Raw genomic sequence first — 23,270 nt, 5'->3', positions numbered from 1 at the left:
GCACCGGCATCTCGGTCAAGTGAATTTTTGAATCGTTACATAGCTGGACTGGCAATGCCTCCATGCCGCACACTGAACGGTGGAAAGCGCTTGCTGACAGATGGCGGGCGCTACAGGCTGGTGCCCGGACGGGCAGGACGGAGAACCATGGGAACGGCAACGGAAGCGGCCGGCAAGGGCGCCGGAACCGCCCCGGGGACTGCGGCGCGGGTGGCACTGGTGGGCGTGCACGGCTTTGGCACCCATCACCTCCGGAACCTTGAACGCCTGCAGGCGGCAGGCGCCGTCGAGCTGGTGGCGGTTGCCGATCCGCAGCCGCCCGCGCCAGGTGCCGTGCCGCCGTCGGCCGCCATCCACCCCGGGCTCGACGAGCTCCTCCAGGCCGCAGGGGACCTCGACCTGGTCATCGTGGCGACCCCCATCCAGACGCACGCCCCGCTGGCCCTGGCTGCCCTTGCCGCGGACGCGGAGCTGTACTTGGAAAAACCCCCCGTCGCGTCCCTTGCCGATTTCAACCGGCTGTGTGCCGCGGCGGAGGATTCCGGGCGCGGTGTCCAGATCGGGTTCCAAAGCCTCGGTTCGCACGCCCTGCGGGCCATCGAGGAACTGCTCGCGGCCGGCACCATCGGCACCTTGGAGGGCATCTCGGCCACCGGCCGCTGGGTCCGGGACCGGGCCTACTACAAACGCTCGCGCTGGGCCGGGAAACGCAGCATCAACGGCGTGGACGTGGTGGACGGCGTCGCCACCAATCCGTTGGCGCATGCCGTGGCAACCGCCCTCCGGATTGCCGGGGCGCGCACCACCGCTGACATCGCATCCGTGGAGACCGAGCTGTACCGGGCCAACGACATCGAATCGGATGACACCTCCGTGATCCGGATCCGCACCACTCCAGGCCTGCCCATCACCTGCGCGCTGACCATCTGCGCGTCCGAATCCGTTGAGCCCTGCGTGACCCTGCAGGGCTCGGCCGGCACCGCCGTGTTCCACTACACCGAGGACCGGCTCAGCATTGAAACCGCAGCCGGGCGCAGCGAAAAGACGTATGGCCGCGATGACCTCACCGAGAACCTGCTGGCCCACCGCGCCACCGGCGTTCCGCTCACCAGCAGCCTGCTGGACAGCGGGGCCTTCATGCTGGTGCTGGAAGCGGTCCGGACGGCGCCGCTGCCCTCCCCCATCGATCCCGCCCACGTCCGGTGGGAGGGCGACGGCGACTCAGCCCACGCCGTCGTAACAGGTATTGAGGCCGCGCTGGAACGTGCGGGCCGGGAGCACGCCACCTTCAGCGAGCTGGGACTCCCCTGGGCCGTGTCCGCCCCGGCCACCTTTGATATTCCGGCTTCCTGATGGGCGGCCAGTTCCGCGACGCCGGTCACCTGCACGCAGCCAACCTGCTGACGGACGGGCTTTCCGCCTGCCTGGCTGCTTCGCCGGCCCCCGCGTTCAGCTGGCAGCTGGCCCAGGGCGACGGCGACGATCCCGCCCTGGCACAGCAGACCGGCTACGAGGTTGAGGTCCGGGACACCCGGGGCGCGCTGGTGTGGGGCTCGGGTCCGGTAGCTTCCGCATCCCAGCGCGGCGTGCCCTATGGCGGCCCCGCCCTGGCGGACGACTCGGACTTCGCCTGGCGCGTGCGCATCCATGATGCTGCCGGCAGGGCGGGCTCCTGGTCTTCCCCGCACCCCTTCAGCACCGGCCTGACGGACGCGTCCTGGCAAGCCGGCTGGATCAGCCGGGCCCCGGGCGGGCGCGCCCCGCTGGAAATCCACAACCGCGCCCTGCGGGTGGCAGGCTCGCCGTTCCTGCCTGTGCCGTGCCCCGCCGTCCGCAGCGTCCGGATCCAGGCCCGGCTCCGGCCCGTCATGGGCAAAGCCGGCATGATCCTGCGGAGCAGCGGACCCGGGACGGGCGTGCTGCTCGAACTGGGCCCGGCCGGAGAACTGGTACTCCGCCGCACTCCGGACTGGGAAATCCCCTCCCCCGCCGCCCCGGATTCCGAGGTCCTGGGAACCGCCGCACCGGCAGGAGACCGGCAACCTGGTCCCGGATCGTGGCAGGACCTGGATATCAGCGACGACGGGCTGACCATCCGGGTGTCGCTGGGCGGAACGGAACTGCTGGTGGTTGACGTACCGGCATCCGCGGACAGCGGCGAAAGGGCCGCCCTGCACCAGGGACCCCGGAGCCAGGCGGAGTATGCGCGGCTCAAAATCACCGGGGAGGTTCCCGGCCGTTCCGGAACCATCCTGCTGGACCACCGTTTTGACGCCGCCGAGGACGACGCGCTTGCGTCCTTGGCACAATGGGACCGCACCACCGGACACCGGCAGCCCGACGAGTGGACCCTGTTCCGGGGCACCATGGCGCTGGACGGGACGGTCCGGCGGGCCAGGCTCTTCGTGGCGGCACACCACCACGCGCAGGTTTCGGTGGCCGGAACGCCCTGCCTCGGCACCACCTCGTTCGGCTACCCCGGCGAGGGGTATTTCGATGCCGCCGACGTCACCGGGGTCCTGGCGGCACATCCGGCCGGTACGCCCGTGCCGGTGACAGCCCTCCTCCACTGGTACGGTCCGGGCCAGGGCCGCGCCGCAGGTGTTCCCGGCCTGTTGGTCAGGCTGAGTGTTGATTACGACGACGGACGGCGCGGCGTCCTTGTCTCGGGCCCTGGCTGGCGTGCCGGCGAGGCCCCGTACCGCCAGTCGGGCTACCGCAATGACGAGGGCGACCCCGTGGAGCACCTGGATGGCGAGGCCGCAGCGTCCCTGGACATCACCGAAGACCTTCCTGCCGCCATCAGCGCCGGCCGGCACCCGACGTCGGACTTTCCCCGGCTGCACGCCCGCCGGACGTTCCTGGGCGGGGAGTTCGTGGCACCGCGGCGGTTCCTTGCCGCGGAGGACGGCACCTTGGTGGCGGACTTCGGGCGCGTCATCCCGGCCCGGCCCGAGGTGGACTTCCTGGCCGGCGTCCCGGGGCGCACGGTCATGCTCCGGGCCGGCTACGTCCTGCGCCCGGACGGCAGGGTGGATGCCGGAAAGACCCCCAGCCAGAACACGGACATGTCCTTCCCCTACACCCAAACCGCCGGGCCACAGCAGTTCCGGGCCTCCGTCCACCTCGGCTTCCGCTACCTGGAACTGCCGGGCGTGGAGGCGGCGGACGTGTCACGCGTCGGCGCCACCACGGTCTACGGCAGCCACCCCGGCGAGGGCAGCTTCACCAGTTCCGACCCCGTCCTGGACGAGGTCGTCGGGCTGCTGCGCGATTCTGCGCTCTACGGTGTCCAGGAGCAGTTCGTGGATACTCCCACCCGGGAAAAAGGCCAGTTCCTGGCCGACGCCGCCAACATTTCCTACGCCACCATGGCGTTCTTCGGCGAACACGCCTACACGGCGCAGGCACTGCGGGAATTCGCCTGGTCAGCCCGCCGCTACTGGAACACCGGGGCGGACAAGGGCCGGTACAACGCCGTCTATCCCAACGGCGACGGCAAGCGCGACATCCCCGATTTCTCCCTGATGCTGCCGGAGTGGGCGGAGGAGTACCACCTGCGCTCCGGAGACGCCGGCCTGGTCCGCGAACTGCTCCCCCACCTGTGCGACACGGCCGACTACGCCATGCGCTGCATTCCGGCGGAAGGCCCGACGGCGGGACTGGTCACCAGGCTGGGCGGCGGCTCGGGCCCCTACCTGCACGGCATCGTGGACTGGCCCGCACCCGGCCGGTTCGGCTACGACATGGAATGCGCGGCCAAGACCACCGTCAACGCCCAGGCCTACTCGGCGCTGGTGTCAACGGCACGGCTCTGCAACCTGGCCGGCAAGGAAGACGCCGCCGTCCGCTACGCCACGGCAGCCCGTGCGCTGGCCGGCGCCATCCGCGGCCGGCTGCGCGTCGGCGGGGTCATGGTGGACGGGCTCCATGAGGACGGGACACCCAGTTCCCACGCCTCCCAGCACGCCACGTCCTTCCCGCTCTCACTGGGCATCACGGACCCCGGCCACGCGGACGCTGACGCCGCCCGGATCGCCGGAATGGGCATGCGGCAGGGCCCCATGACGGTGCACCGGCTGGTCCGTGCCCTGGTGCGCCAGGGCCGCATGGACGCCGTCCTGGACCTCCTCACCGCCAAAGACCAGCCCGGCTGGGCACGGCTCCTGGACCGCGGAGCCACATTCACCTGGGAAGCCTGGGACCTGGCCGAGGGGACCGACTACAGCCAGTCGCACGCTTGGTCCGCATCCGTGCTCAAGGAGATCCTCGAGCACCTGCTCGGCATCCGGTACGCCGTCCCCGGCGGCACCGCGGTGGTGATTGAACCGCCGCTGTGCCGCTTGGAGCACGCCCGCGGCAGTATCCCGGTGGACAACGGATACGTACAGGCGAGCTGGCGCAGGCGCGGTAGTTCGGTGGAGCTGGAGTGCACGGTTCCACCGGGCACCACTGCCACCGTGAGGCTGCCCGCCGGCACCTACGGGGTCAAAGGGCCCACTGCGGATGCCGCCCCGGTACCTTCCGCCCCGTTGGGCACCGCGGACGGCGCCGCCAGGGAAATCCGCGTGCACACCGGCACCTGGATCTTTACGCCCCGGTAGTTGCCACTGCAGGACGGGTGCGCCGCCCGTGCCGCCAGAGCAAGAGGCCGATGACCATGGCGGACAGCATGCCCAGGCAGCCGGTGGCCACCAGGCCCGCCCGGACTCCGAACTGCTCGGTCAGCCAGCCGGCCAGGAGGCCACCGAGCGCATGTCCGCCCAGCAGGAGCGGAAGGTACAGGGCCATGACGCGGCCGCGGATGGCGGGACCGGCCTCGAGCTGGACGGCGGTGGCGGCGCTGGTGAGGAACAGCAGCGTCATCATGCCCACCACCACCAGCATGGCAGTGAAGAGGCCCACGGTGGGCATGAGCGCTGCCAGCAGCTGGGACAAGCCGAAGAGGCCGGCCGCGGCCACAATGCCTTTCCGGCCCATGGTGCCAAGCCGCGCGGCCAGGAGCGCGCCGGCCAGGGCGCCGACGGCACTGACGGTGTTGAAGAGGCCGAAGCCTTCCACGCCGTTGTGCCACACCCGCTCGGCGAACGCCGCCAGGACCACCGGCCCGTTCATCCCGAAGGCGCCCAGCAGGCCGGCGAGGAGGATGAGGAGCAGGAGCCGCGGCCGCTCCCGTACATAGTGGAGGCCGGCAAGCACCTGGCCCCGGCCGCGTCCGGCGCGCTGGCCCGGATGCAGCTCGTTGGTCCGGATGGCCATGATCAGGCCCAGGACACCCACGCCGATCAGCGCGTTGGCGGCAAAGGCCGCCGCCGGTCCGGCCTGGGCGATGAGCAGCCCGCCCAACGCCGGGCCGGCCATGCCGCCCAGTTGGGACAGCGCATTGTTCAGTCCGATGGCCGGCCGCAGCGCGGCGTCCCCCACCACTTCATTGACGAACACCTGCCTGGTGGGCTGGTCCACCGCCGCAATGATGCCCAAGGCGACGCAGCTGGCGTACACCACCCATACCGTCAGGGTGCCGCTCGCGGCCCACGCCGCGAGGCCAATGCCCAGCAGCACGATGACGGACTGGCATACCATCATGATCCGGCGCTTGGGAAAGAGGTCCACTACCAGCCCGGCCAGCGGGCCCACCACCAGCATGGGCAGGAACTGCAGGGCGACGGCGGCGCCCACCGCTGCGGGGCTTCCGGTCAGCTGCAGCACCAGCCAGTCCTGGGCCAGGCGCTGCATCCACACCCCCAGGCTGCCGGCCAGCTGCATGCCCAGGAACAGCCGGTAGTTGTGCTGCCTCAGCGGGTGGTACCACCGGGGTTGGCCGGGCCCGGGGCGGCCGCGTTGATCGGTTCGGGCGCGTTGATCGGTACGGGCGCGGTGTTCGGTTCGGGCGCGGCGCAACGGCACAGCTAGCGTCGGGGCCGGCCGGACCGCAGTTTTACTGCCGCCGCGGCGAGGATGAGGGTGCCGGGGACCACCACGAAGAGCGCCGCGAGCATCCAGACGAACACCACGGCGCAGAACAGCGCGGCCGCGAGCAGCAGCGAACCGGTCCAGTCGCGCAGGGTCATTGCCTGCCCGGCCTGGAGGGCCGTGCGCCAGGAGTCCCCTGCGGTGGCGCCTTGGCCGGTTGCGTCGGTCCAGGCCGAGGCGGTGCGGAGCAGCACGATCGCCGCTCCGGCCGCCAGGATCAGGGTGGCTGGCAGCACCACTCCACGGCCCGGCAGTTGCCCCACCCAGGCCAGCAGAAGGTTCAGGACAATCACGACGGCGGCTGCCGCCGTCGTCAGGCCCAGCTTCCAGCTGCCGGGCAGGGCCGCCCTGAAGAGGCGCCAGAGTCCGCGGACCGAATCATCCCGGCCGGCCAGGTGCCGTTCCAGGTGGGCGATGCCGGCCGCGTAGGCGGCCGGGAGGGTTACCAGCGGGACGGACAGCACCAGCACCAGCAGGCCTGCCAGGAGGGTTTCGGAGAACAGGGCAAACCGGTTCACCGGGATGGGCTCGTGGCCGGAAACGTGGGTGGTGCTGTCCATGGCGCTCATTTTTCTCTCCGTTGACCGTTAGCCCTTGAGGCCCTGGGTGGAAACGCCCTCGACGATGTACCGCTGGAAGATCAGGAAGAAGATCAGCACGGGGAGCAGGGCCAGGACGGACATGGCGATCATGGCGCCGTAGTCCGAGGACTGGGTTTGGTCCACAAAGAGGCGCAGGGCCAGGGGCAACGGGTACTTGTCGGGGGTGTTCAGGTAGAGCAGCGGGCCCAGGAAGTCGTTCCAGCTCCAGATGAAGGAGAAGATCGAGGTGGAGATCAGGGCCGGTTTCATCAGGGGCAGCATGATGGAGGTGAAGATCCGGACGTGCCCTGCGCCGTCGATGCGGGCTGCTTCGTCGAGTTCGGCGGGCAGGTTACGCATGAACTGCACCATCAGGAACACGAAGAACGCGTCTCCGGCGAGGAACTTGCCGATGAGCAGGGGGACATAGGTGTCCACCAGACCGAGCTGCTGGAAAATGATGTACTGCGGGATGATCACCACGTGGAACGGCAGCAGCAAGGTGGCGATCATCATGCCGAAGAACACGCTGCGGCCCGGGAATTTGATCCGGGCGAAGGCGTAGGCGGACACGCTCGCTGAGAGGATGGTGCCGACGACGGCGCCGATGGCCAGGATCAGCGAGTTGGTGAAGAACTGCAGGGTGGAGACCCCGCCGATGCCGTCCATCGCGGTGGCGAAGTTGTCAAAGCTGAAGTTGCTGGACCACAGCGAGGTGTTCTGGCCGCCGATTTCCGAGTTGGGTTTGAACGCGGAGGCGATCATCCACAGGGCGGGGTAGAGCACCACGCAGGTCAGCAGGAGGGCTGCGGCGTGGAAGATGGTGCTCTTGGCGCGTTTGGCGGTGGTGGATTCGGACTTCGGGTTGTAGGCCGGGGCGGTGGCGCCCGGGGCCGGTTGGACGGGGGTTGCCGTGGTTGTCATTTTGCATCACCGCTGTAGTGGACCCAGGACTTGGAAGTGCGGAAGAAGATCAGCGTGATGATGCCGACCACGATCACCAGCAGCCAGGCCATGGCCGAGGCGTAGCCCATCCGGAAGTCGCTGAAGCCGCGCAGGTACAGGTAAAGGGTGTAGAAGAGGGTGGAGCCGGCGGGGCCGCCGTCACCGTTGGAGATGATGTAGGCCGACGCGAAGATCTGGAACGCGTGGATGGTTTCCATCAGGAGGTTGAAGAAGATCACCGGCGAGAGCATGGGCCAGGTGATGTTGAAGAACTTCCGCACCGGACCGGCACCGTCCATCGATGCCGCCTCGTAGAGTTCGCCCGGGATCTGTTTCAGGCCGGCCAGGAAGATCACCATCGGGGCGCCGAACTGCCACACGGTCAGCAGGATCATCATGGGCATGGTCATGGACGGATTTCCCACCCAGCCGCCGATGTTGATCCCGAAGAAGGACAGGCCCTGGTCCACCGGCCCGGAATCGCCGAACATGGCCTTCCAGACGATCGCGATGGACACCGAGGCCCCGATCAGGGACGGGGCGTAGAACGCCGACCGGTAGAAGCCCTGGCCGCGGCGCTTGCTGTTCAGCAGCATCGCCACCGCCAGGGCCGCGGCGAGCTTGAGCGGGGTGCCGAAGACCACATAGGAGAGGGTCACGCCCACGGACTGCAGGAAGCGCTCGTCCTGGAAGAGGGTGGCGTAGTTGTCGAAGCCGATCCACTTGGGCGGCTCGAACAGGTTGTAGTTGGTGAACGAGAGGTACAGGGAGGAGATCATCGGCCCGACCGTCAGGGCGATGAACCCCAGCAGCCAGGGCAGCAGGAAGGTGTAACCGGCGCGGGCATCCGCCCCGCGCTGCCGCGACTTGCGCGGCAACGCGGTACCGGAGTGCCCCTGGCGCCTGCTCAGGGTTGGGCTTTGAGTCACGAGTTCAATCCGTCAGTCGTGAACACTCGATCAGGCACTGGCCGGATCAGGCGTTCTGCTTGATGAGGTCTTCGGCTTCCTTGAACCACGCGTCGACGGCACCGTCAACGGTGAGCTTGCCGTAGTTGAGGTCGGAGGCAATCCGGCCGAACGATGCTTCCAGCGTGCCGAACCCGACGATCGGCGGCTCGGGTGCGTCCTTGAGGTACTGCTCGATGGACTTCTCGTAATCCACCACCAGCTTGTCGGCGCCATCGAACGTGGTGCCGTCGCGCTGGGTCTTGGAGGCCGGAACGCCGCGGGAGGTCTTGAAGATCTGGCCCACCTCGGGATCGTTGACCATGAAATCGATGAAGCGTGCGGCCGCGTCCTTGAACTTGGTCTTGGCGCTGGCCACCATCAGCATGGACGGCTTCAGGAAAAGGCCCAGGTTGTTCGGGTCATCCGAGGGCACCGGTACCAGCTTGAGTTGCTTGGCGCCGCTGTCAGCCAGGTATCCGGCCATGAAGTTGTCCCAGGTGACCTCGGCGGCACTGACGTTGGAGCCGAACGGGGACTTGGGCTTGAGCTGGGTTACCCTGTCTTCCGGCACGAGGGCCTGGGTTCCGCGCAGCTTCGAGTTGAGGTTCCACCAGGTCTTCAGGTCGTCCTTGCTGAATCCCAGCTTCCCGTCGCTGGTGAAGGCCTGGATGTTCTTCTGGCGGAGCCAGATGTTGAACTGCCACCAGACACCGGTGAAGTCCGTGGAGCCGTAGAGGCTGCCGTTGCCCTTGTCCCCAACTTCCTTCAGGAAGGCCTGGAATTCGGACCAGGTCCATTTGCCGGTGGGTTCGGCGATGCCCAGGGAGGCCAGCTTGGCAGGATCGTAGTAGACCGCGAAGGCGTTGGTGCTGGTGGGGATGCCGTAGGTCTTGCCCTTGATCTGGCCGGACGGCAGGAGTGATTTCTCGAACGCGGAGGTATCGATCTTCACCGTGCCCAGGTCCAGGAGCTGGTTGCGCTGGCCGTAATCGCGCAGGTAGGACAGGTCCCACTGCATCACGTCGGGCAGGCCGCCGCCGGCCGCTTCGGTGGCACGCTTCTGCCAGTAGCCCGCGAAATCCGTGAAGTTGCCGTTGACCTTGATGTCCGGGTTCTTTGACTCGAACAGGGCGATGGCTTTGCGGGTCCGCTCGGCGCGGTCGTCGTTGCCCCACCAGGTGTAGTTGATGGTCACGGGTTTTTCAGCGGATCCGGTCTGGCCGGATGAGCTGCCTCCGTTCCCGCAGGCTGCCAGGGCTGCGGCAGATGCGGTGCCGATGGCCACGGTTGTGAGGAAATGCCTTCTGTTGATCACGGGAGCCTCCTTGCTCTTTGGGTGCCTGCCTTGGCTCGGTCTACAACGTAAGTAGTGAGCTGGCTAACCTGGCGTCTGAAACGATACAATAGCTGCATTCGAATTAATGGGCAAGCGTTTTCCAAGCCGCCAGGCAAGCGTTTTCCAAGAAAGCGTTTCCTCATTGCGAACCCCGCCTCACAGTTGACAAAGGAGTCCCATGACACAGCAGGAAAGCCCCGGCCCGTCCAAAGTGTGGAGCAACATTGGGGGCATCGCTTTCGGAGGCGACTACAACCCCGAGCAATGGCCCGCCAGTGTCCGCCTGGAGGATCTGGACCTCATGCAGGAAGCGGGCGTGAATTTCCTCAGCGTCGGCATTTTCTCCTGGGCCCTGCTGGAACCCGCCGAAGGGCACTACGAGTTCGGCTGGCTGGACGAAGTACTGGACAACCTCGCCGGGATCGGCGTGAAAGTGGCCCTGGCCACCGCCACCGCCGCACCTCCGGCCTGGCTGGTGCGCAAACACCCGGAGATCCTGCCGGTCAGAGCTGACGGGACCGTGCTGGGACCGGGCTCACGGCGGCACTACACGCCGTCGTCGGCCGTGTACCGCCGCTACGCCGCCGGGATCACCCGCGCACTCGCCGAACGCTACAAGGACCACCCCGCGCTGGCACTGTGGCATGTGGACAACGAACTGGGCTGCCACGTCTCGGAGTTCTACGGCGAAGAGGACGCAGCCGCCTTCCGCACCTGGCTTGAACGCCGGTACGGGAGCATCGCTGCCTTGAACGCTTCCTGGGGCACGGCATTCTGGTCCCAGAACTACGGCTCCTTCGAGGAAATCCTGCCGCCCGCCGTCGCACCGTCCACCCTGAACCCGGGCCAGCAACTGGACTTCCAGCGGTTCAGCTCGTGGGCGCTGATGGACTACTACCGGGAGCTGGTGGCCGTCCTTCGCGAGGTGACCCCGGACATCCCCTGCACCACCAACCTGATGGCCTCAAGTGCCACCAAATCCATGGACTACTTCAGCTGGGCCAAAGACCTGGACGTCATCGCCAACGACCACTACCTCGTGGCCGCGGACCCGGAACGCCACCTGGAACTCGCGTTCAGCGCGGACCTCACGCGCGGCATTGCTGGCGGTGACCCGTGGATCCTGATGGAACATTCGACGTCGGCGGTCAACTGGCAGCCGCGCAACCAACCCAAGATGCCCGGCGAGATGCTGCGCAATTCGCTGGCCCACGTGGCCCGCGGGGCGGACGCCGTGATGTTCTTCCAGTGGCGGCAAAGCTTTGCGGGGTCGGAGAAGTTCCACTCCGCCATGGTGCCGCACGGGGGACGGGACACGCGGGTGTGGCGTGAAGTGGTGGAGCTTGGCGCGGCCCTGCAGCGCCTCGAACCCGTGCGCGGTTCGCGGGTCCAGTCGCGTGCCGCCATTGTCTTCGACTACGAGGCCTGGTGGGCCAGCGAGATCGACTCCAAACCGAGCATCGACGTGAAGTACCTGGACCTGCTGAGGGCGTTTCACCGGTCGCTGGTCCTGCGCGGAGTCTCCGTGGACCTGGTGCATCCGTCGGCGTCACTTGACGGCTACGACCTGGTGCTGGCGTGCACCCTGTACGCCGTGTCCGATGAGGACGCCGCCACCATCGCCGCCGCGGCTTCGCGCGGGGCCACGGTCCTGGTCAGCTATTTCAGCGGCATCGTGGACGCTCAGGACCATGTGCTGCTCGGCGGCTACCCGGGCGCGTTCCGCGATCTCGTGGGCGTCCGGGTGGAGGAGTTTTATCCGCTGCTGGCCGGAGCCCAGCTCAAGTTGAGCGACGGGACCACCTCTTCCATCTGGAGCGAGCATGTCCACCCTGCCGGCGCCGAGGTGGTGCAAACCTTTACCGAATACCCGCTGGAGGGGGTTCCCTCCCTGACCCGGCGGCCTGTTGGGCCAGGGGCGGCCTGGTACCTGGCCACCTTCCCGGACGCCAACGGCATCGAAGCCCTGGTTGACAAGCTGCTGGCCGAATCGGGCGTTTCGCCCGTCGCCGCTGCCGATCCCGGGGTGGAACTGGTGCGGCGCCTGTCCGCCGACGGGCGCAGCTTCCTGTTCGCCATCAACCACACGAGGGCGGATGCCGCCGTCTCAGCCACTGGCCAGGACCTACTGACCGGTGGCCCCTTCCCGGGCACCGTTCCTGCCGGCGGCGTCGCGGTGGTGGCGGAGGGCCAGGCAAAGCCCTAAGGACGGCCGACGGCGGCACCGGCTTGGGTGCCGCCGTCCACGGAACGCTCAGTCCCGTTAAAAGTGGACTGCGCCTTAAACACCTCCGCCCCGGAAAGGAACCATCGGTTCCCGCCGGGGCGGAGCTGCCACCCGCCGTCGGACGCCTCGGGCGGGGAGGCGTCCACCCGTGTTGTCCGGAGCCGTATTGGCGGTGTGAAGATCAGCTGCTGATGGCGGACTTCATCTCGTCCGTGGCCTTCTTTCCCGCGTCGGCCGGGGACAAGCGGTCAAACAGGACTTCCGAGGTGTAGCGCTTGATGATTTCCTGGATCGCTCCCGCACCCTTTGGCGGCGGCGCCGGGGCTTCGCCGAGTTCGCCTTTGATCTGATCAATGAAGGTGACCACCTTGACGTCTGCCGGGGTCAGTTTGGGCTGGATGGCTGCCCGGACATCAGCGTTGGGATACACACCACGGTCCGCCAGGAGCGCTTCACCGGCTTTGACGTTGTTGGTCAGGAAGTTGATGAACTTGGCCGTTTCCTGCGGGTGCTTGGTGCGCGAGGAAGCGGACCAGAACTGCGAGGCTTTGTACCAAAGCTCCGCATCGGCTGCCGATCCCGTCTTGGTGGGGAACCGCAGGATCTTGAGGTCTCCGCCGCTGGCCTTCTCCAGGGCAGGCGCCTGGTTGGACCACCAGAACGCCATGGCGTTCTTGCCGGTCGCCAGGCCGCTCTGGTCAAGGGGCGCGGCCTCAGCCTCGACCACCTCCGATGCGGAAGGCACCGCCTTCTTCTGGCTCAGCTCCTTCAGGAATGCCCACCATTCGGCGATGTCACCGGACTCAAAGCCCAGCTTGCCGTCGGATGTGTAGAGGGACTTGCCGTCCTGCCGGAGCCAGACGCCCAAGGAGGCCTCATCCGTTCCGTACGCTGCCGCTCCGTAGGTGCCCTTGGGCGACTTCGCGGTGATCTCGGCGGCGATCCGGCCGAAATCGTCCCAGGTCCATTTGGTGTCATCCGGCAGCGGAACTCCGGCGGCCTGGAAGACTGCGGGATTGGCCAGGATGGTGGCGGCGTTGATGCCGGCCGCGATGCCCGTCAGGCCCTTCTGGCTCTTGCCTGCATTCAGGGCCGCCTCATCCAGCTTGGAGGTGTCGATGTCGTACTTGGACAGATCCAGGAGGGCGCCGCGGCTGGAGTACTCGGTGATGTATTTCTCGTCCATCTGGATGATGTCCGGGGCGTCGTTGGCGGCCACCTGGGTGGCGAGCTTGTCCCAGTAACCGCTCCAGTCGCCGAATTCGGGTTTGATCTTGATTTTGGGGTTTTCGGCTTCGAACTGCTTGATGGCTTCCTGCGTCAGCTGGGCGCGCTTGTCGCCGCCCCACCAGGAGAAGCGAAGCTCAACGGTTCCGTCGGCGCTCTGCGGAGCTGCTCCACCGCCGCAGGCACTGAGGGCCATGACGGCGGCGACTGCGGCTGCGACAGCACCCGCCGTACGGGTTCGGCGCGATGAGCGTGACGGTGGTGCCCCTGCCGGCTGCTTGGCAGCGGATGCAGGACGGGGAAAAAGCGGCACTGTGTAACTCCGATCTTCTTTGATCCAGGTGCGGTGATGTTGGGGGGTGGCCGGGGGCGGAGCCGTCGAGGTTTCGAAGAGGGCCTCAGGCCGTGAAAGCGCTTTCTGCATCTAATACTACAAGTCTAAAACTTGTATTACAAGGTGTTCGGCGAAGTGCATCCGCCCCGTGACGCGCGAACGGCCCGCCGCTGGCGACGGGCCGTTCAAACAGGTGGTGCAGGGGGTGCGTGGCGCGGGGTGCGGCCCGGCGTTACTTGATGCCCGTGGTGGCGATGCCCTTGATCAGGAACCGCTGGCCGAACAGGAACACCAGGAAGACCGGCAGCAGGGACACGATGGACATGGCGAACAAGGATCCCCAGCTGGTGGCGGACTGCGAGTCGACGAACGCGCGCAGTGCCACGGGAACGGTGAACATATCCGGGTCCGTGAGGTAGATCAGGGCGCCGAAGAAGTCGTTCCAGGTCCAGATGAAGGTGAAGATCGTGGTGGTGGCCAGGGCCGGCACCATCAGCGGCAGGATCACGCGAAGGAAGATGCGCGGATGGCCGGCTCCGTCGATCCTCGCGGCCTCGTCAAGCTCCTTGGGGATGCCGCGGATGAACTGCACCATGAGGAAGACGAAGAACGCATCTGTGGCAAGCAGCTTGGGAACGATCAGCGGCCAGAAAGTGTTCACCCAGCCGATCTGCGAGAACAGGATGTATTGCGGCACGATCACCACGTGGAACGGGAGCATGATGGTCAGCAGCATGATGCCGAAGAACAGCTTCTTGGCGGTGAACTGCAGCCGCGCGAACGCGTAGGCAGCCATCGAGCATGAGACCAGGTTGCCCAGGATCGAGCCGATCACCACTATCGCGGAGTTGATCATGTAGTGGCCGAAGGGGTGCGTCAGGGCCGACCATCCGGAGGTGTAGTTGCTCATTTCCAGGCTGTTCAGCCACAGGCCCGGTTCACGGAAGATCAGGTCATTCGGCCGCAGCGAGGAGACCACCATCCACAGGAGCGGATAGATCATCAGCCCGCCGGCCAGGATCAGGATCCCGTGCTTCATCAGCGATTTACCGCGCTGGGCCCTGCTGAAGGCCAGCGTTCCCCGGGACTCGCGGACCCTGGGCTTGCGGTTCGTAGGCTTGCCGGCGCCCCCGGACTTCTTCTCCGGGGTGGGCAGCGTCTCAAGCTTAGTCGTCATAGAAAACCCAATACTTAGAAGCGATGAAGTTGATGGCGGTGAAGACGCCGATGATAAGCAGCAGCACCCACGCCATGGCTGAGGCGTAGCCCATGTCGAACTGGCCGAAGCCCTTTTGGTAGAGGTACAACGTGAAGAACATCGTTGAGTCCGAAGGTCCGCCGTTGCCGCCGGAGACGATGAACGCCTGGGTGAAGGACTGGAACGAACCGATGATCTGCAGGACCAGGTTGAAGAAGATGATCGGGCTGAGCATCGGCATGGTGATCCGCCAGAACTGCTGGAGCGTGGTGGCACCATCCACCCTGGCCGCCTCGTAGTACATGTTGGGGATCTGGCGCAGGCCCGCGAGGAAGATGATCATCGGAGCGCCAAAGGTCCAGACGTGCAGCAGGATGATCGATCCCAGGGCCGTGCTGGGATCCGAGATCCAGCCGGGACCCTGAATGCCGAACATGGCCAAGACCTGGTTCACCAGGCCGGTGGTGCCGAAGATCTGCTTCCACAGGATGGCGACGGCGACCGAACCGCCCAGCAGCGACGGCAAGTAGAACACGGAACGGTAGAACGGAAGGCCGCGGAGCCCCTTGTCCAGGACGAGCGCGATCAGCAGTGCCACGGCCAGCTGCAGTGGAACACCCACCAGGACGTAGGTGAACGTAACCCGCAACGAGTTGTGCAGCCGGGCATCGCTGAGCATCCTGGTGAAGTTGTCCAGCCCCGTCCACTCGGGCGGCTGCAGCAGGTTGTAGTCCGTAAACGAAAGGTAGAGGGACATCAACATGGGGCCGATGGTGATGGCCACCAAACCCACCAGCCACGGGAGCAGGAAAATGTAGGCGGCCTTGTTGTCCCGCCTGTTGGCCTTCTTCTCCTCAGCGGTGGCTTTGCCCTTCCGCCGGCTCAACGAAGACAGTTCGCTGATGGCGCTCACGGTTGCTGCTCCATCACGGACAGCAGGCAAGCGTCGGCCGGCAGCGGGGCCGGACGGCGCGTCCTGGGAATATGCTTTGCGGCCATGTGGTCTCCTTTGGTCATCGTGGCCTCCACGTTTCGGTCATCGCCAGGCGATGGGGTTCGGGACTCCCTTCGCGGGCCCGCTGCATGCCCGTCAGGGCTGGAGCGGTTCCGCCCGCCGGGAGCGTCGTTCTAGAAAGCGGCTCCGTACCAAAGTAAACGGTTTCTTGACTCCTGTACAGCCCTTTGTTAGTTTTTGAGAAAACGTTTTCTGTTGCATCTGCCAAGGGGACGCGACCACCAGAATAAGGGGGACAACAATGAGGTTTGGTCTCAGGAAATCGGTCATGGGAATCACCGGCGCCGCCGCCGCGCTGGCCATGGTCCTTACCGGCTGCGGCAACAGCCCGCAGGCCGGGAAAGTGGGGACCGCGGAGGATCCCGTCACCATCCGGTTCGCCTGGTGGGGCAACGACTCCAGGGCGAAGACCACCATGGAGGTCATCAAAGCATTTGAAGCCGCCAACCCCACCATCAAGGTCCAGGGCGAGAACACCGAATTCAGCTCCTACTGGGACAAAATGGCCACCCAGATCGCCGGCGGAACCACCCCGGACGTCATCGCCATGAGCGGCGCCTATCCCAGCGAATACTCCAGCCGCGGCGTCCTCCTGGACCTCGACAAGGTGAAGGACCAGATCGACACCTCGAAGTTCGCCGACGGGACCGTTGAGCTGGGCAAGATCAACGGAAAGCAGTACACCATTACGGCGGGCGTCAACTCCATGTCCATGGTCCTGGACCCCAAGGTCTTCGAGGCCGCCGGCGTGCCGCTGCCGGACGACGAAACCTGGACCTGGGACGACTACGCACGGATCGCCGCCGAAATCACCAAGAAGTCGCCGGCCGGCACCTTCGGCACGACCCCCATGGCCAACGACTCCTTCCTCGCCGTCTGGGCACGCCAGAATGGCCAGGAGCTCTACACCGACGACGGCAAGAAGATGGGCATCAGCGAGGACACGCTCGCCAAGTGGTTTGAGCTCAACAAGAAGCTGATGGAAACCGGCGGCGCCCCGTCAGCGTCCCAGACCGTCGAGGACGGGTCCGCCCAGCCTGAGATGACACTGATGGGCCAGGGAAAGCAAGGAATGAAGATTTCCTGGAGCAACCAGATGACGTCCTACTCCGGCGCCCCGCTGGTCATGGTGAAACTTCCCGGCGAAAGCAGGACGCCGGGGGCCTGGCTGCGTTCGTCGATGGAATACGCCATCTCGTCCAAATCCGCCCAGCCCAAGGAAGCGGCCCTGTTCATCAACTACCTGGTCAACAACATGGACGCGGCCACCAAGATCAAGAGCGACCGCGGCATGCCCGCCAACACCGAACTGAAGGCGGGCATCACTCCCCTGCTCAAGGAAACCCAGCAGAAGGAAGCCACCTACCTGGACCGGATCGCGGCCATGAAGGTTCCGGCACCCAAGCCCTTCCCGGCAGGATCATCCGCAACCCTGGAAGTTTTGAACCGTTACAACACGGATGTACTCTTCGGAAAGATCGCGCCTCGGGACGCTGCCAAAGGCATGATTTCAGAGGTCAACCAAAACCTCGCCTGACGGTTGCCGCGGCGGACGGATGAACAGACACCAACCATGAAAGGGGGCAGGCACATGATCACGGCAACACGGCCCAGCGCCATCGGCGGCTACGACGATTGGCCTGCCTACGTCCGGGCCCGTCCCCGCCACCGGGCGTCCACCGCGGCGGCGCAGGAACTCTCTGACGCCTTGGGCGTCCCGGCTGTGCCCGCGCCGCCGGACGTACGGGTGCACTGGGAGGAAACGTACGACGACGCCACCACCACCGAACTGAGCTGGCAGTTGGGCTTCGGGCCGCGCACCACGGGCTGGCTGGTCCGGCCGGCAGGACATTCCGGACCGCTGCCAGGCGTCCTGGCCCTGCACTGCCACGGCGGCAACAAGTTTGGCGGTGCGGACCGGCTCGTGGAGCTCCCGACAACCCACCCGTCGGCGGCCGCCGCACGCGCAGGGCACTATGACGGCCGTGCGCTGGCCACCGGCCTGGCCCGCCAGGGTTTCGCTGTCCTTGCCCATGACACGTTTGCCTGGGGAAGCCGCCGGTTTGACCTCTCCACCCCGCCATGGCGGACCGCCGCGGCCGTTGACGCACGGCAGGCGCAGTGGCGGGCGGACGGCATCGCGCCTTCCGAGGCCGACGAATACAACGCCGCGGCCGGCGTCCATGAGGACACCGTGGCCAAGGCGGCGGGGCTGCTCGGCACCAGCCTTGCCGGCATGGTGGCCCACGACGACCTTGCCGCCCTCGACGTCCTGGCCGCACTGCCCGGCGTCGATGCGGACAGCCTGGGATGCATCGGTTTCTCCGGCGGCGGCGGCCGTTCCCTCACCCTGGCCGCCCTTAGCCCGCGCATCAGGGCCGCCGTGGTCACCTGCATGATGACCACGTTTGAATCCCTCTTCCCCGCGTACCTCGACGCACATTCGTGGCTGCTGCAGACTCCCGGGCTGTGGAAGCTGGGTGACTGGCCGGAACTCACAGCCCGCGCAGGGTCCGCCCGGTTCCTGGTGCAGTACGCCCTTGCTGACGAGCTCTTCCCGGAAGCCGGGATGCGCCGGGCCCACCAGTTACTCGAATCCCTGCACGGCGGCACCGACAGGTATGCGGGCAGCTTCTGGCCCGGCGGGCACGTCTTCACGGCGGCCATGCAGGACGAGGCCCTCGACTTCCTGGCGAAAACGCTGACCACCTGCCCCCCCAACCAGCACCGCTCCCAAGGACCCACGTGACCACACAGCATTCGGCGGAATCCACCCATCCGCAGTCCCCGTCCACAGACCTTCCCAGGGTTGCCCTGGTGGGTGTGCACGGCTTCGGCGAACGGCACCTCGCCAACCTGGCCCGGCTCGAACAGGCCGGCGCCCTGGAACTGGTAGCCGTCGCCGATCCCCACCCGCCGCAGCCCGGCAGCCTGGCCGGCTCAGTGGCTGTGTACCCGGACCTGGACGGGCTGCTGGCCGCCAAGCCTGGCGTCGACGTCGTCATTATTGCCACCCCCATCCAGACGCATGCCCCCTTGGCCATCGCGGCGTTGTCCGCCGGGATGGACGTCTATGTCGAAAAGCCGCCGGTGGCATCCCTGGCGCAATTCGAGCAAGTCCTGGCCGCGGCCAGGGACCACGGCCGCCGGGTCCAGGTGGGCTTCCAGAGCCTGGGCTCCCAAGCCCTGCCCGCCATCCGGGGCCTGGTGGAGGCAGGTGAAATAGGCATCGTGCTGGGGCTCAGCGCCACCGGCCAATGGCTGCGGACCAAGGCGTACTTCAACCGCTCGCGCTGGGCCGGGAAGCGCAGCCTCGACGGCACGGACGTAGTGGACGGGGTGGCCACGAACGCCCTGGCCCACGCAGTTGCCACCGGACTGCATCTGGCGGGCGCGCATACCCTCGCGGACGTCCGCTCGGTGGAAACGGACCTGTACCGGGCCAACAGCACCGAAAGCGATGACACGTCCATTCTGCGGATCCGCACCGCAGGCGGAGAGACCCTCCTTTGTGCCTTGACGCTCTGCGCCCCCGAACAGCTCAACCCGGCCGTCACCGTGCACGGAACGCTGGGCGAGATCACCCTTTCCTACACGGAGGACCACGTCGTCATCACCACCCCGGCCGGCGAGCGCCGGGAGTCCTTCGGCCGGACTGACCTGCTCGAAAACCTGCTGGATGCCCGGGCCAACGGAACGCCGCTGCTGTGCGCGCTGGAAGACACCGGAGCCTTCACCGCCGTCCTGGAGGCTATCCGCACCGCGCCCGCACCAGCGCCGATCGGCACCGGCTTCATCACGTGGGAAGGCGAGGGCGACGACGCCCATCCGGTGGTGCAGGACATCTCCGGAACGCTGGAGCGCGCCGTCAAGGCACAGGCAACGTTCGCCGAACTCGGCGTGCCCTGGGCCCGTCCCCTTCCGCCGGTCCGGACGCTGACCGTTGGGGGCCGCCCGGTGGCCGATTACCAGGACGGCAGCCATATCAGGGCAGTATCCTCCCCGCGCCCCTACCTCCACCCGGTGCGCACCCTGAACGGCACCGTGGTGACTGACCACCAGCCCCTTGACCACGTATGGCATCTGGGCGCCGGCGTGGCCCTGCAGGATGTGGACGGGGTGAATTTCTGGGGCGGCCGCACCTACACCAGGGAAGCCGGCCAGTACGTGTGGCGCCCGGACCACGGCAGCATCGCAAGCACCGGCACCGCATCCTTCCAGGCCGACGCCGGCGCGGGACGGCCCGGCGTCCTGCAAGAGACGCTGAGCTGGAACGGGCCGGACGGCTCCCCTGTGCTCCGCGAGGAACGCACCTGGGCGTGGTCCGCCGTCGCACCCTCCGCCTGGCGGCTGTCACTGGATTTTGCGTTGTCACCTGCAGGGAACACGCCGGTCAGCCTGGGCAGTCCGGGCTCCAACGGCCGGTTCGAGGGTGGCTACGGCGGCTTCTTCTGGCGGCTGCCCGAGTGCGCGGACCCTGCCGTCTGGACGCCCGCCGGCTCCGGTGAGTCACAGGCCCACGGCAGCGTCGCGCCATGGCTCGCCTGGTCGGGAACGTTCGACGGCGGCCCGGCCACCTTGGTGTTCGTCGCTGCCGGGGACTCCACGGACCCATGGTTTGTCCGGGTTGACGGCTACCCGGGCGTCGGGCAGTCGCTGGCCTGGGATACGCCCGTCATCGCAGAGCCCGGCGCGCCGGTGCGGCGGCACGTCACCGTCTTCGTGGCCGACGGACTCCTGGCCACCGCCGACATCGAAACACTGATCAACGAACAAGGGGATCCGTCATGACCCAGACCACAGCCGCAGCCGTTCCCCAGCAGGAGGCCCGCCTGGCTCCCGGATCCCCGGGCGACCGGGCCATCAAGCGCCGGCGCGTGCTGGACATCCTGGACGAGGCCGGGCGGGATTCGCTGCTCCTCACCACCAACACGGCCCTGACCTGGTACCTGGACGGCAGCCGGGTGCACATCAGCCTGGCCGGCGACCCCATCGCCGCCCTGCTCGTCGCGCGCGACGGCGACCACCTGGTGACGTTCAACAACGAAGCCGGCCGGATCGCCGCCGAGGAGCTTCCGCTGGGAGTCAACCTGCATACCATTCCCTGGTACGCGAACCTGCACCAGGCCGCGGCCGCCGTGGGCAATGGCGCCCTGCCTCCGCTGTCCGAGGCAGAGGTGGCCGCCGAACTGCGCGCCGCGCGCCAGCAGCTGCTTCCGGCGGAAAGCGCCCGCTATGCCCTGCTCAGCGCCGACGTGGCCGGCATCATGACCGAGGTCCTGTCCGCCGCCCGCCCGGACACCACCGAATTCGCGCTGGTGTCGGCGCTGGCTGCCCGGGTGGTGGCCGCCGGTGCAGAGCCGCTGGTACTCCTGTGCAATGGCAGCTCCCGCAGCACGTTCCGGCACCCCTTGGCCACGCACGCGCCTCTTGGCCGGCGTGCCATGGCGGTGGTTTGCGCCCGCCGCGACGGCCTCGTGGCCAACATCACCCGCTGGATCAGGTTCGACGCCGGCACTCCCGGGGAGCGCGACGCCGAGGCCCGCATCGCGGCAGTGGAGGCGGATATTTTCGATGCCACGGTTCCCGGCACCCGGCTGGACCGGATCTTCACCGAGATCCAGGCCGCTTACGTCCGGCATGGCTTCGGCGCGGACCAGTGGGAACAACACCATCAGGGCGGGCCCGCCGGTTACGCGGGGCGCGATCCCCGGGTCACGTCGGAAGCCACGGATACGGTGGTGCTGGACCAGGCGTTCACGTGGAACCCGTCAGGGCCGGGCGTCAAGATCGAGGACACGGTCCAGCTCACGGAATCCGGGCTCCACATCCTGACTGTTGACCCGCGCTGGCCGGTGGCCACCGTGAACGGGCTGGAACGCCCCGTGACCTTGCAGCTCTAGTCCGGCGCCCGCTCACATACTGCAGCTTTAATCGAAACGCCCGCTCACTTATGGCCATAAGTGAGCGGGCGTTTCGTGTTTAGCTGCAGTATGTGAGCGGGCGTTGTTACGGAAGCCGCAGTTCCCCATCCACACGGCGCGGGATACCCAGCGGATTGTCGTCACGGAGCGCCGGGTGCAGGACGCTTTCCGGGGCGTCCTGGTAGGCGACGGGGCGCTGGAAGCGGCGGACCGCCGTCGCACCCACCGAGGTGAACAGCGAGGTGGTGGCAGGGTAAGGGCCGCCGTGCTGCTGGGCCCAGTTCACGGCGACGCCGGTGGGCCAGCCGTCGAACAGGACCCGGCCGGCCAGGCCGGCGAGCTGCTCCACCAGGGCGGCGATGTCCTCCTCCGGCTCTGCGTGCACGGTGGCCGTCAGGCTGCCGGGAACCTCCGCCAGGACAGCAGACAGTTCCTGCTGGTCCGTGTACTCGATGAGGATGGTGGTGGGCCCGAAGCATTCTTCTAGCGGCTGCCCGGGTCGCTCCAGGACCTTGGCCGCGGTGGTGGCGAACACCACCGGAGCAGCCCCGTTGGCTGCCGCGTCCTGGTCAACGCTGCCGCCCACCACCTGCACGCCCTCCACGGCTGCGAAGCTGCGCAGCCCGTCCGGATAGGCTTCGGCGATGCGGCTGGTCAGCATCCCGGCCGCGGGCTTGTCCTTGCTGGCGTCCGCTACCTCGGCTGCGAAGGAGGTTCCGGCTGGGATGAACACCAGGCCCGGCTTGGTGCAGAACTGGCCGGCCCCAAGGGTGAAGGAGCCTGCCAGGCCGGCGGCGAGTTCCGCGGAGCGGGCCTTCAGTGCTGCCGCGGTGATGACCACCGGGTTGAGGCTGCCCAGCTCTCCGTAGAACGGGATGGGATCCGGGCGGGAGGTGGCGAGGTCGAACAGGGCGCGGCCGCCGGGAATGGACCCGGTGAAGCCCACGGCCTTGATGGCGGGGTCCTGGACCAGCGCCGTTCCCACCTCGCGGCCGCTGACCAGGACGAACAGGCCTTCCGGGGCACCCGCGCCGCGAAGCGCCTCAGCCACAATCCCGGCGGTCCGCTCGGAGAGCCGCAGGTGCCCTGAGTGGGCTTTGACAACCACGGAGCAGCCGACGGCGAGGGCCGAGGCCGTGTCCCCGCCCGCCACGGAGAAGGCAAACGGGAAGTTCGACGCCGAGAAGACCGCCACCGGCCCGATGGGCCGCAGGATGCGGCGCAGGTCCGGCTTGGGCGGGGTGGAGGACGGGTCCGCGTGGTCGATGATGGCTTCAAGGTAGGAGCCCTCGTTGATCACGCGTGCGAACAAGCGCAGCTGGCCTGTGGTGCGGGCCACTTCCCCCGTCAGGCGCGGGACACCCAGGCTGGTCTCGGCATCGGCGATTTCCACCAGTTCGGCCGCGTTGGCGTCCAACGCGTCCGCGACCGCGTGAAGCCACGCGGCGCGCTCGGCATCGGTGGCCGCAGCAGCGGTCCGGGCGGCCTCCGTCGCGGCGGCGGTGAGTTCGGACAGGGAAAGCGTTGCAGTTGTCACGTCAGGTACCTGTTCTGTGGATG

General features: G+C 67.3%; 16 protein-coding genes. 7 read left to right on the top strand and 9 right to left on the bottom strand.

Going from position 1 to position 23,270, the window contains the following annotated elements; genetic code table 11:
- Positions 1-147: 147 nt before the first annotated feature.
- Together DC347_RS09415 and DC347_RS09410 are read left to right on the top strand one after the other, a co-directional pair.
- Positions 148-1,353 carry a Gfo/Idh/MocA family protein gene (locus tag DC347_RS09415; protein ID WP_109045187.1) on the top strand — a complete coding sequence of 402 codons (1,206 nt, stop codon included), beginning with the start codon at positions 148-150 and terminating at the stop codon, positions 1,351-1,353.
- Positions 1,353-4,604 carry a family 78 glycoside hydrolase catalytic domain gene (locus tag DC347_RS09410; RefSeq protein ID WP_109045186.1) on the top strand — a complete coding sequence of 1,084 codons (3,252 nt, stop codon included), beginning with the start codon at positions 1,353-1,355 and terminating at the stop codon, positions 4,602-4,604. Before DC347_RS09415 ends, DC347_RS09410 begins: the two co-directional genes overlap by 1 nt.
- Here DC347_RS09410 and DC347_RS09405 read toward each other — a convergent pair.
- The 5 genes from DC347_RS09405 to DC347_RS09385 form a co-directional block, all read right to left on the bottom strand.
- Positions 4,591-5,766, bottom strand: coding sequence for an MFS transporter (locus DC347_RS09405; RefSeq protein WP_240617754.1), 1,176 nt, complete (start codon positions 5,764-5,766; stop codon positions 4,591-4,593). The two genes, DC347_RS09410 and DC347_RS09405, sit on opposite strands and share 14 nt — an antisense overlap.
- 143 nt (positions 5,767-5,909) lie before the next feature.
- The gene (locus tag DC347_RS09400; RefSeq protein ID WP_109045185.1) at positions 5,910-6,542 is read right to left on the bottom strand and encodes a Poxvirus protein I5; all 633 of its coding nucleotides are present in this window, start codon (positions 6,540-6,542) and stop codon (positions 5,910-5,912) included.
- 18 nt (positions 6,543-6,560) lie between these two features.
- Complete coding sequence (locus DC347_RS09395; protein ID WP_109045184.1) at positions 6,561-7,478, bottom strand: carbohydrate ABC transporter permease; 918 nt, start codon at positions 7,476-7,478, stop codon at positions 6,561-6,563.
- Positions 7,475-8,428, bottom strand: coding sequence for a carbohydrate ABC transporter permease (locus DC347_RS09390; protein WP_026264595.1), 954 nt, complete (start codon positions 8,426-8,428; stop codon positions 7,475-7,477). Before DC347_RS09390 ends, DC347_RS09395 begins: the two co-directional genes overlap by 4 nt.
- Before the next feature lie 46 nt (positions 8,429-8,474).
- On the bottom strand, positions 8,475-9,764 hold the full coding sequence (locus tag DC347_RS09385; RefSeq protein WP_109045183.1) for an ABC transporter substrate-binding protein: 1,290 nt from the start codon (positions 9,762-9,764) through the stop codon (positions 8,475-8,477).
- A 199-nt stretch (positions 9,765-9,963) separates the two neighbouring features.
- Between DC347_RS09385 and DC347_RS09380 the strand changes: the two genes are divergently transcribed.
- Positions 9,964-11,991 carry a beta-galactosidase gene (locus tag DC347_RS09380; protein WP_109045182.1) on the top strand — a complete coding sequence of 676 codons (2,028 nt, stop codon included), beginning with the start codon at positions 9,964-9,966 and terminating at the stop codon, positions 11,989-11,991.
- A 202-nt stretch (positions 11,992-12,193) separates the two neighbouring features.
- Here DC347_RS09380 and DC347_RS09375 read toward each other — a convergent pair whose 3' ends face one another.
- The 3 genes from DC347_RS09375 to DC347_RS09365 form a co-directional block, all read right to left on the bottom strand.
- Positions 12,194-13,552 (bottom strand): ABC transporter substrate-binding protein, encoded by a 1,359-nt coding sequence (locus DC347_RS09375; RefSeq protein ID WP_026264596.1) that lies wholly within the window; start codon positions 13,550-13,552, stop codon positions 12,194-12,196.
- A gap of 253 nt (positions 13,553-13,805) precedes the next feature.
- Complete coding sequence (locus DC347_RS09370) at positions 13,806-14,750, bottom strand: carbohydrate ABC transporter permease (RefSeq protein ID WP_018761805.1); 945 nt, start codon at positions 14,748-14,750, stop codon at positions 13,806-13,808.
- Entirely contained in the window at positions 14,740-15,684 is a 945-nt protein-coding gene (locus tag DC347_RS09365; RefSeq protein WP_018761806.1) for a carbohydrate ABC transporter permease, read from the bottom strand. The genes DC347_RS09370 and DC347_RS09365 overlap by 11 nt, the downstream gene beginning before the upstream one ends.
- A 370-nt stretch (positions 15,685-16,054) precedes the next feature.
- Here DC347_RS09365 and DC347_RS09360 point away from each other — a divergent pair, with 370 nt between their 5' ends.
- The 4 genes from DC347_RS09360 to DC347_RS09345 are packed head-to-tail and all read left to right on the top strand — an operon-like array spanning position 16,055 to position 21,689.
- Positions 16,055-17,323 carry an ABC transporter substrate-binding protein gene (locus tag DC347_RS09360; protein ID WP_018761808.1) on the top strand — a complete coding sequence of 423 codons (1,269 nt, stop codon included), beginning with the start codon at positions 16,055-16,057 and terminating at the stop codon, positions 17,321-17,323.
- A 54-nt stretch (positions 17,324-17,377) separates the two neighbouring features.
- The gene (locus DC347_RS09355; protein ID WP_018761809.1) at positions 17,378-18,535 is read left to right on the top strand and encodes a S9 family peptidase; all 1,158 of its coding nucleotides are present in this window, start codon (positions 17,378-17,380) and stop codon (positions 18,533-18,535) included.
- Positions 18,532-20,577, top strand: a complete 2,046-nt coding sequence (locus tag DC347_RS09350; RefSeq protein WP_109045181.1) for a DUF6807 family protein — start codon at positions 18,532-18,534, stop codon at positions 20,575-20,577. Before DC347_RS09355 ends, DC347_RS09350 begins: the two co-directional genes overlap by 4 nt.
- Positions 20,574-21,689 (top strand): Xaa-Pro peptidase family protein, encoded by a 1,116-nt coding sequence (locus DC347_RS09345; RefSeq protein ID WP_109045180.1) that lies wholly within the window; start codon positions 20,574-20,576, stop codon positions 21,687-21,689. The genes DC347_RS09350 and DC347_RS09345 overlap by 4 nt, the downstream gene beginning before the upstream one ends.
- A 106-nt stretch (positions 21,690-21,795) precedes the next feature.
- Here DC347_RS09345 and DC347_RS09340 read toward each other — a convergent pair whose 3' ends face one another.
- Positions 21,796-23,247: an aldehyde dehydrogenase (NADP(+)) gene (locus DC347_RS09340; protein WP_109045179.1), complete on the bottom strand. Its 1,452-nt coding sequence runs from the start codon at positions 23,245-23,247 to the stop codon at positions 21,796-21,798.
- Between the last annotated feature and the right edge of the window lie 23 nt (positions 23,248-23,270).

This window comes from Pseudarthrobacter sp. AG30 (assembly GCF_003116525.1).
Lineage (GTDB): Bacteria > Actinomycetota > Actinomycetes > Actinomycetales > Micrococcaceae > Arthrobacter.
The sequence above is the reverse complement of the archived record's forward strand: the minus strand, read 5'-3'. Positions and strand labels throughout refer to the sequence as shown.

What these genes read in the sequence shown, in the direction of transcription:
- DC347_RS09410 (WP_109045186.1), top strand. Translation starts at nt 1,353, where the DNA reads ATGGGCGGCCAGTTCCGCGACGCCGGTCACCTGCACGCAGCCAACCTG.
- DC347_RS09360 (WP_018761808.1), top strand. Translation starts at nt 16,055, where the DNA reads ATGGGAATCACCGGCGCCGCCGCCGCGCTGGCCATGGTCCTTACCGGC.
- DC347_RS09395 (WP_109045184.1), bottom strand. Translation starts at nt 7,478, where the DNA reads ATGACAACCACGGCAACCCCCGTCCAACCGGCCCCGGGCGCCACCGCC.
- DC347_RS09370 (WP_018761805.1), bottom strand. Translation starts at nt 14,750, where the DNA reads ATGACGACTAAGCTTGAGACGCTGCCCACCCCGGAGAAGAAGTCCGGG.
- DC347_RS09400 (WP_109045185.1), bottom strand. Translation starts at nt 6,542, where the DNA reads ATGAGCGCCATGGACAGCACCACCCACGTTTCCGGCCACGAGCCCATC.
- DC347_RS09380 (WP_109045182.1), top strand. Translation starts at nt 9,964, where the DNA reads ATGACACAGCAGGAAAGCCCCGGCCCGTCCAAAGTGTGGAGCAACATT.
- DC347_RS09355 (WP_018761809.1), top strand. Translation starts at nt 17,378, where the DNA reads ATGATCACGGCAACACGGCCCAGCGCCATCGGCGGCTACGACGATTGG.
- DC347_RS09405 (WP_240617754.1), bottom strand. Translation starts at nt 5,766, where the DNA reads ATGCAGCTGGCCGGCAGCCTGGGGGTGTGGATGCAGCGCCTGGCCCAG.
- DC347_RS09415 (WP_109045187.1), top strand. Translation starts at nt 148, where the DNA reads ATGGGAACGGCAACGGAAGCGGCCGGCAAGGGCGCCGGAACCGCCCCG.
- DC347_RS09345 (WP_109045180.1), top strand. Translation starts at nt 20,574, where the DNA reads ATGACCCAGACCACAGCCGCAGCCGTTCCCCAGCAGGAGGCCCGCCTG.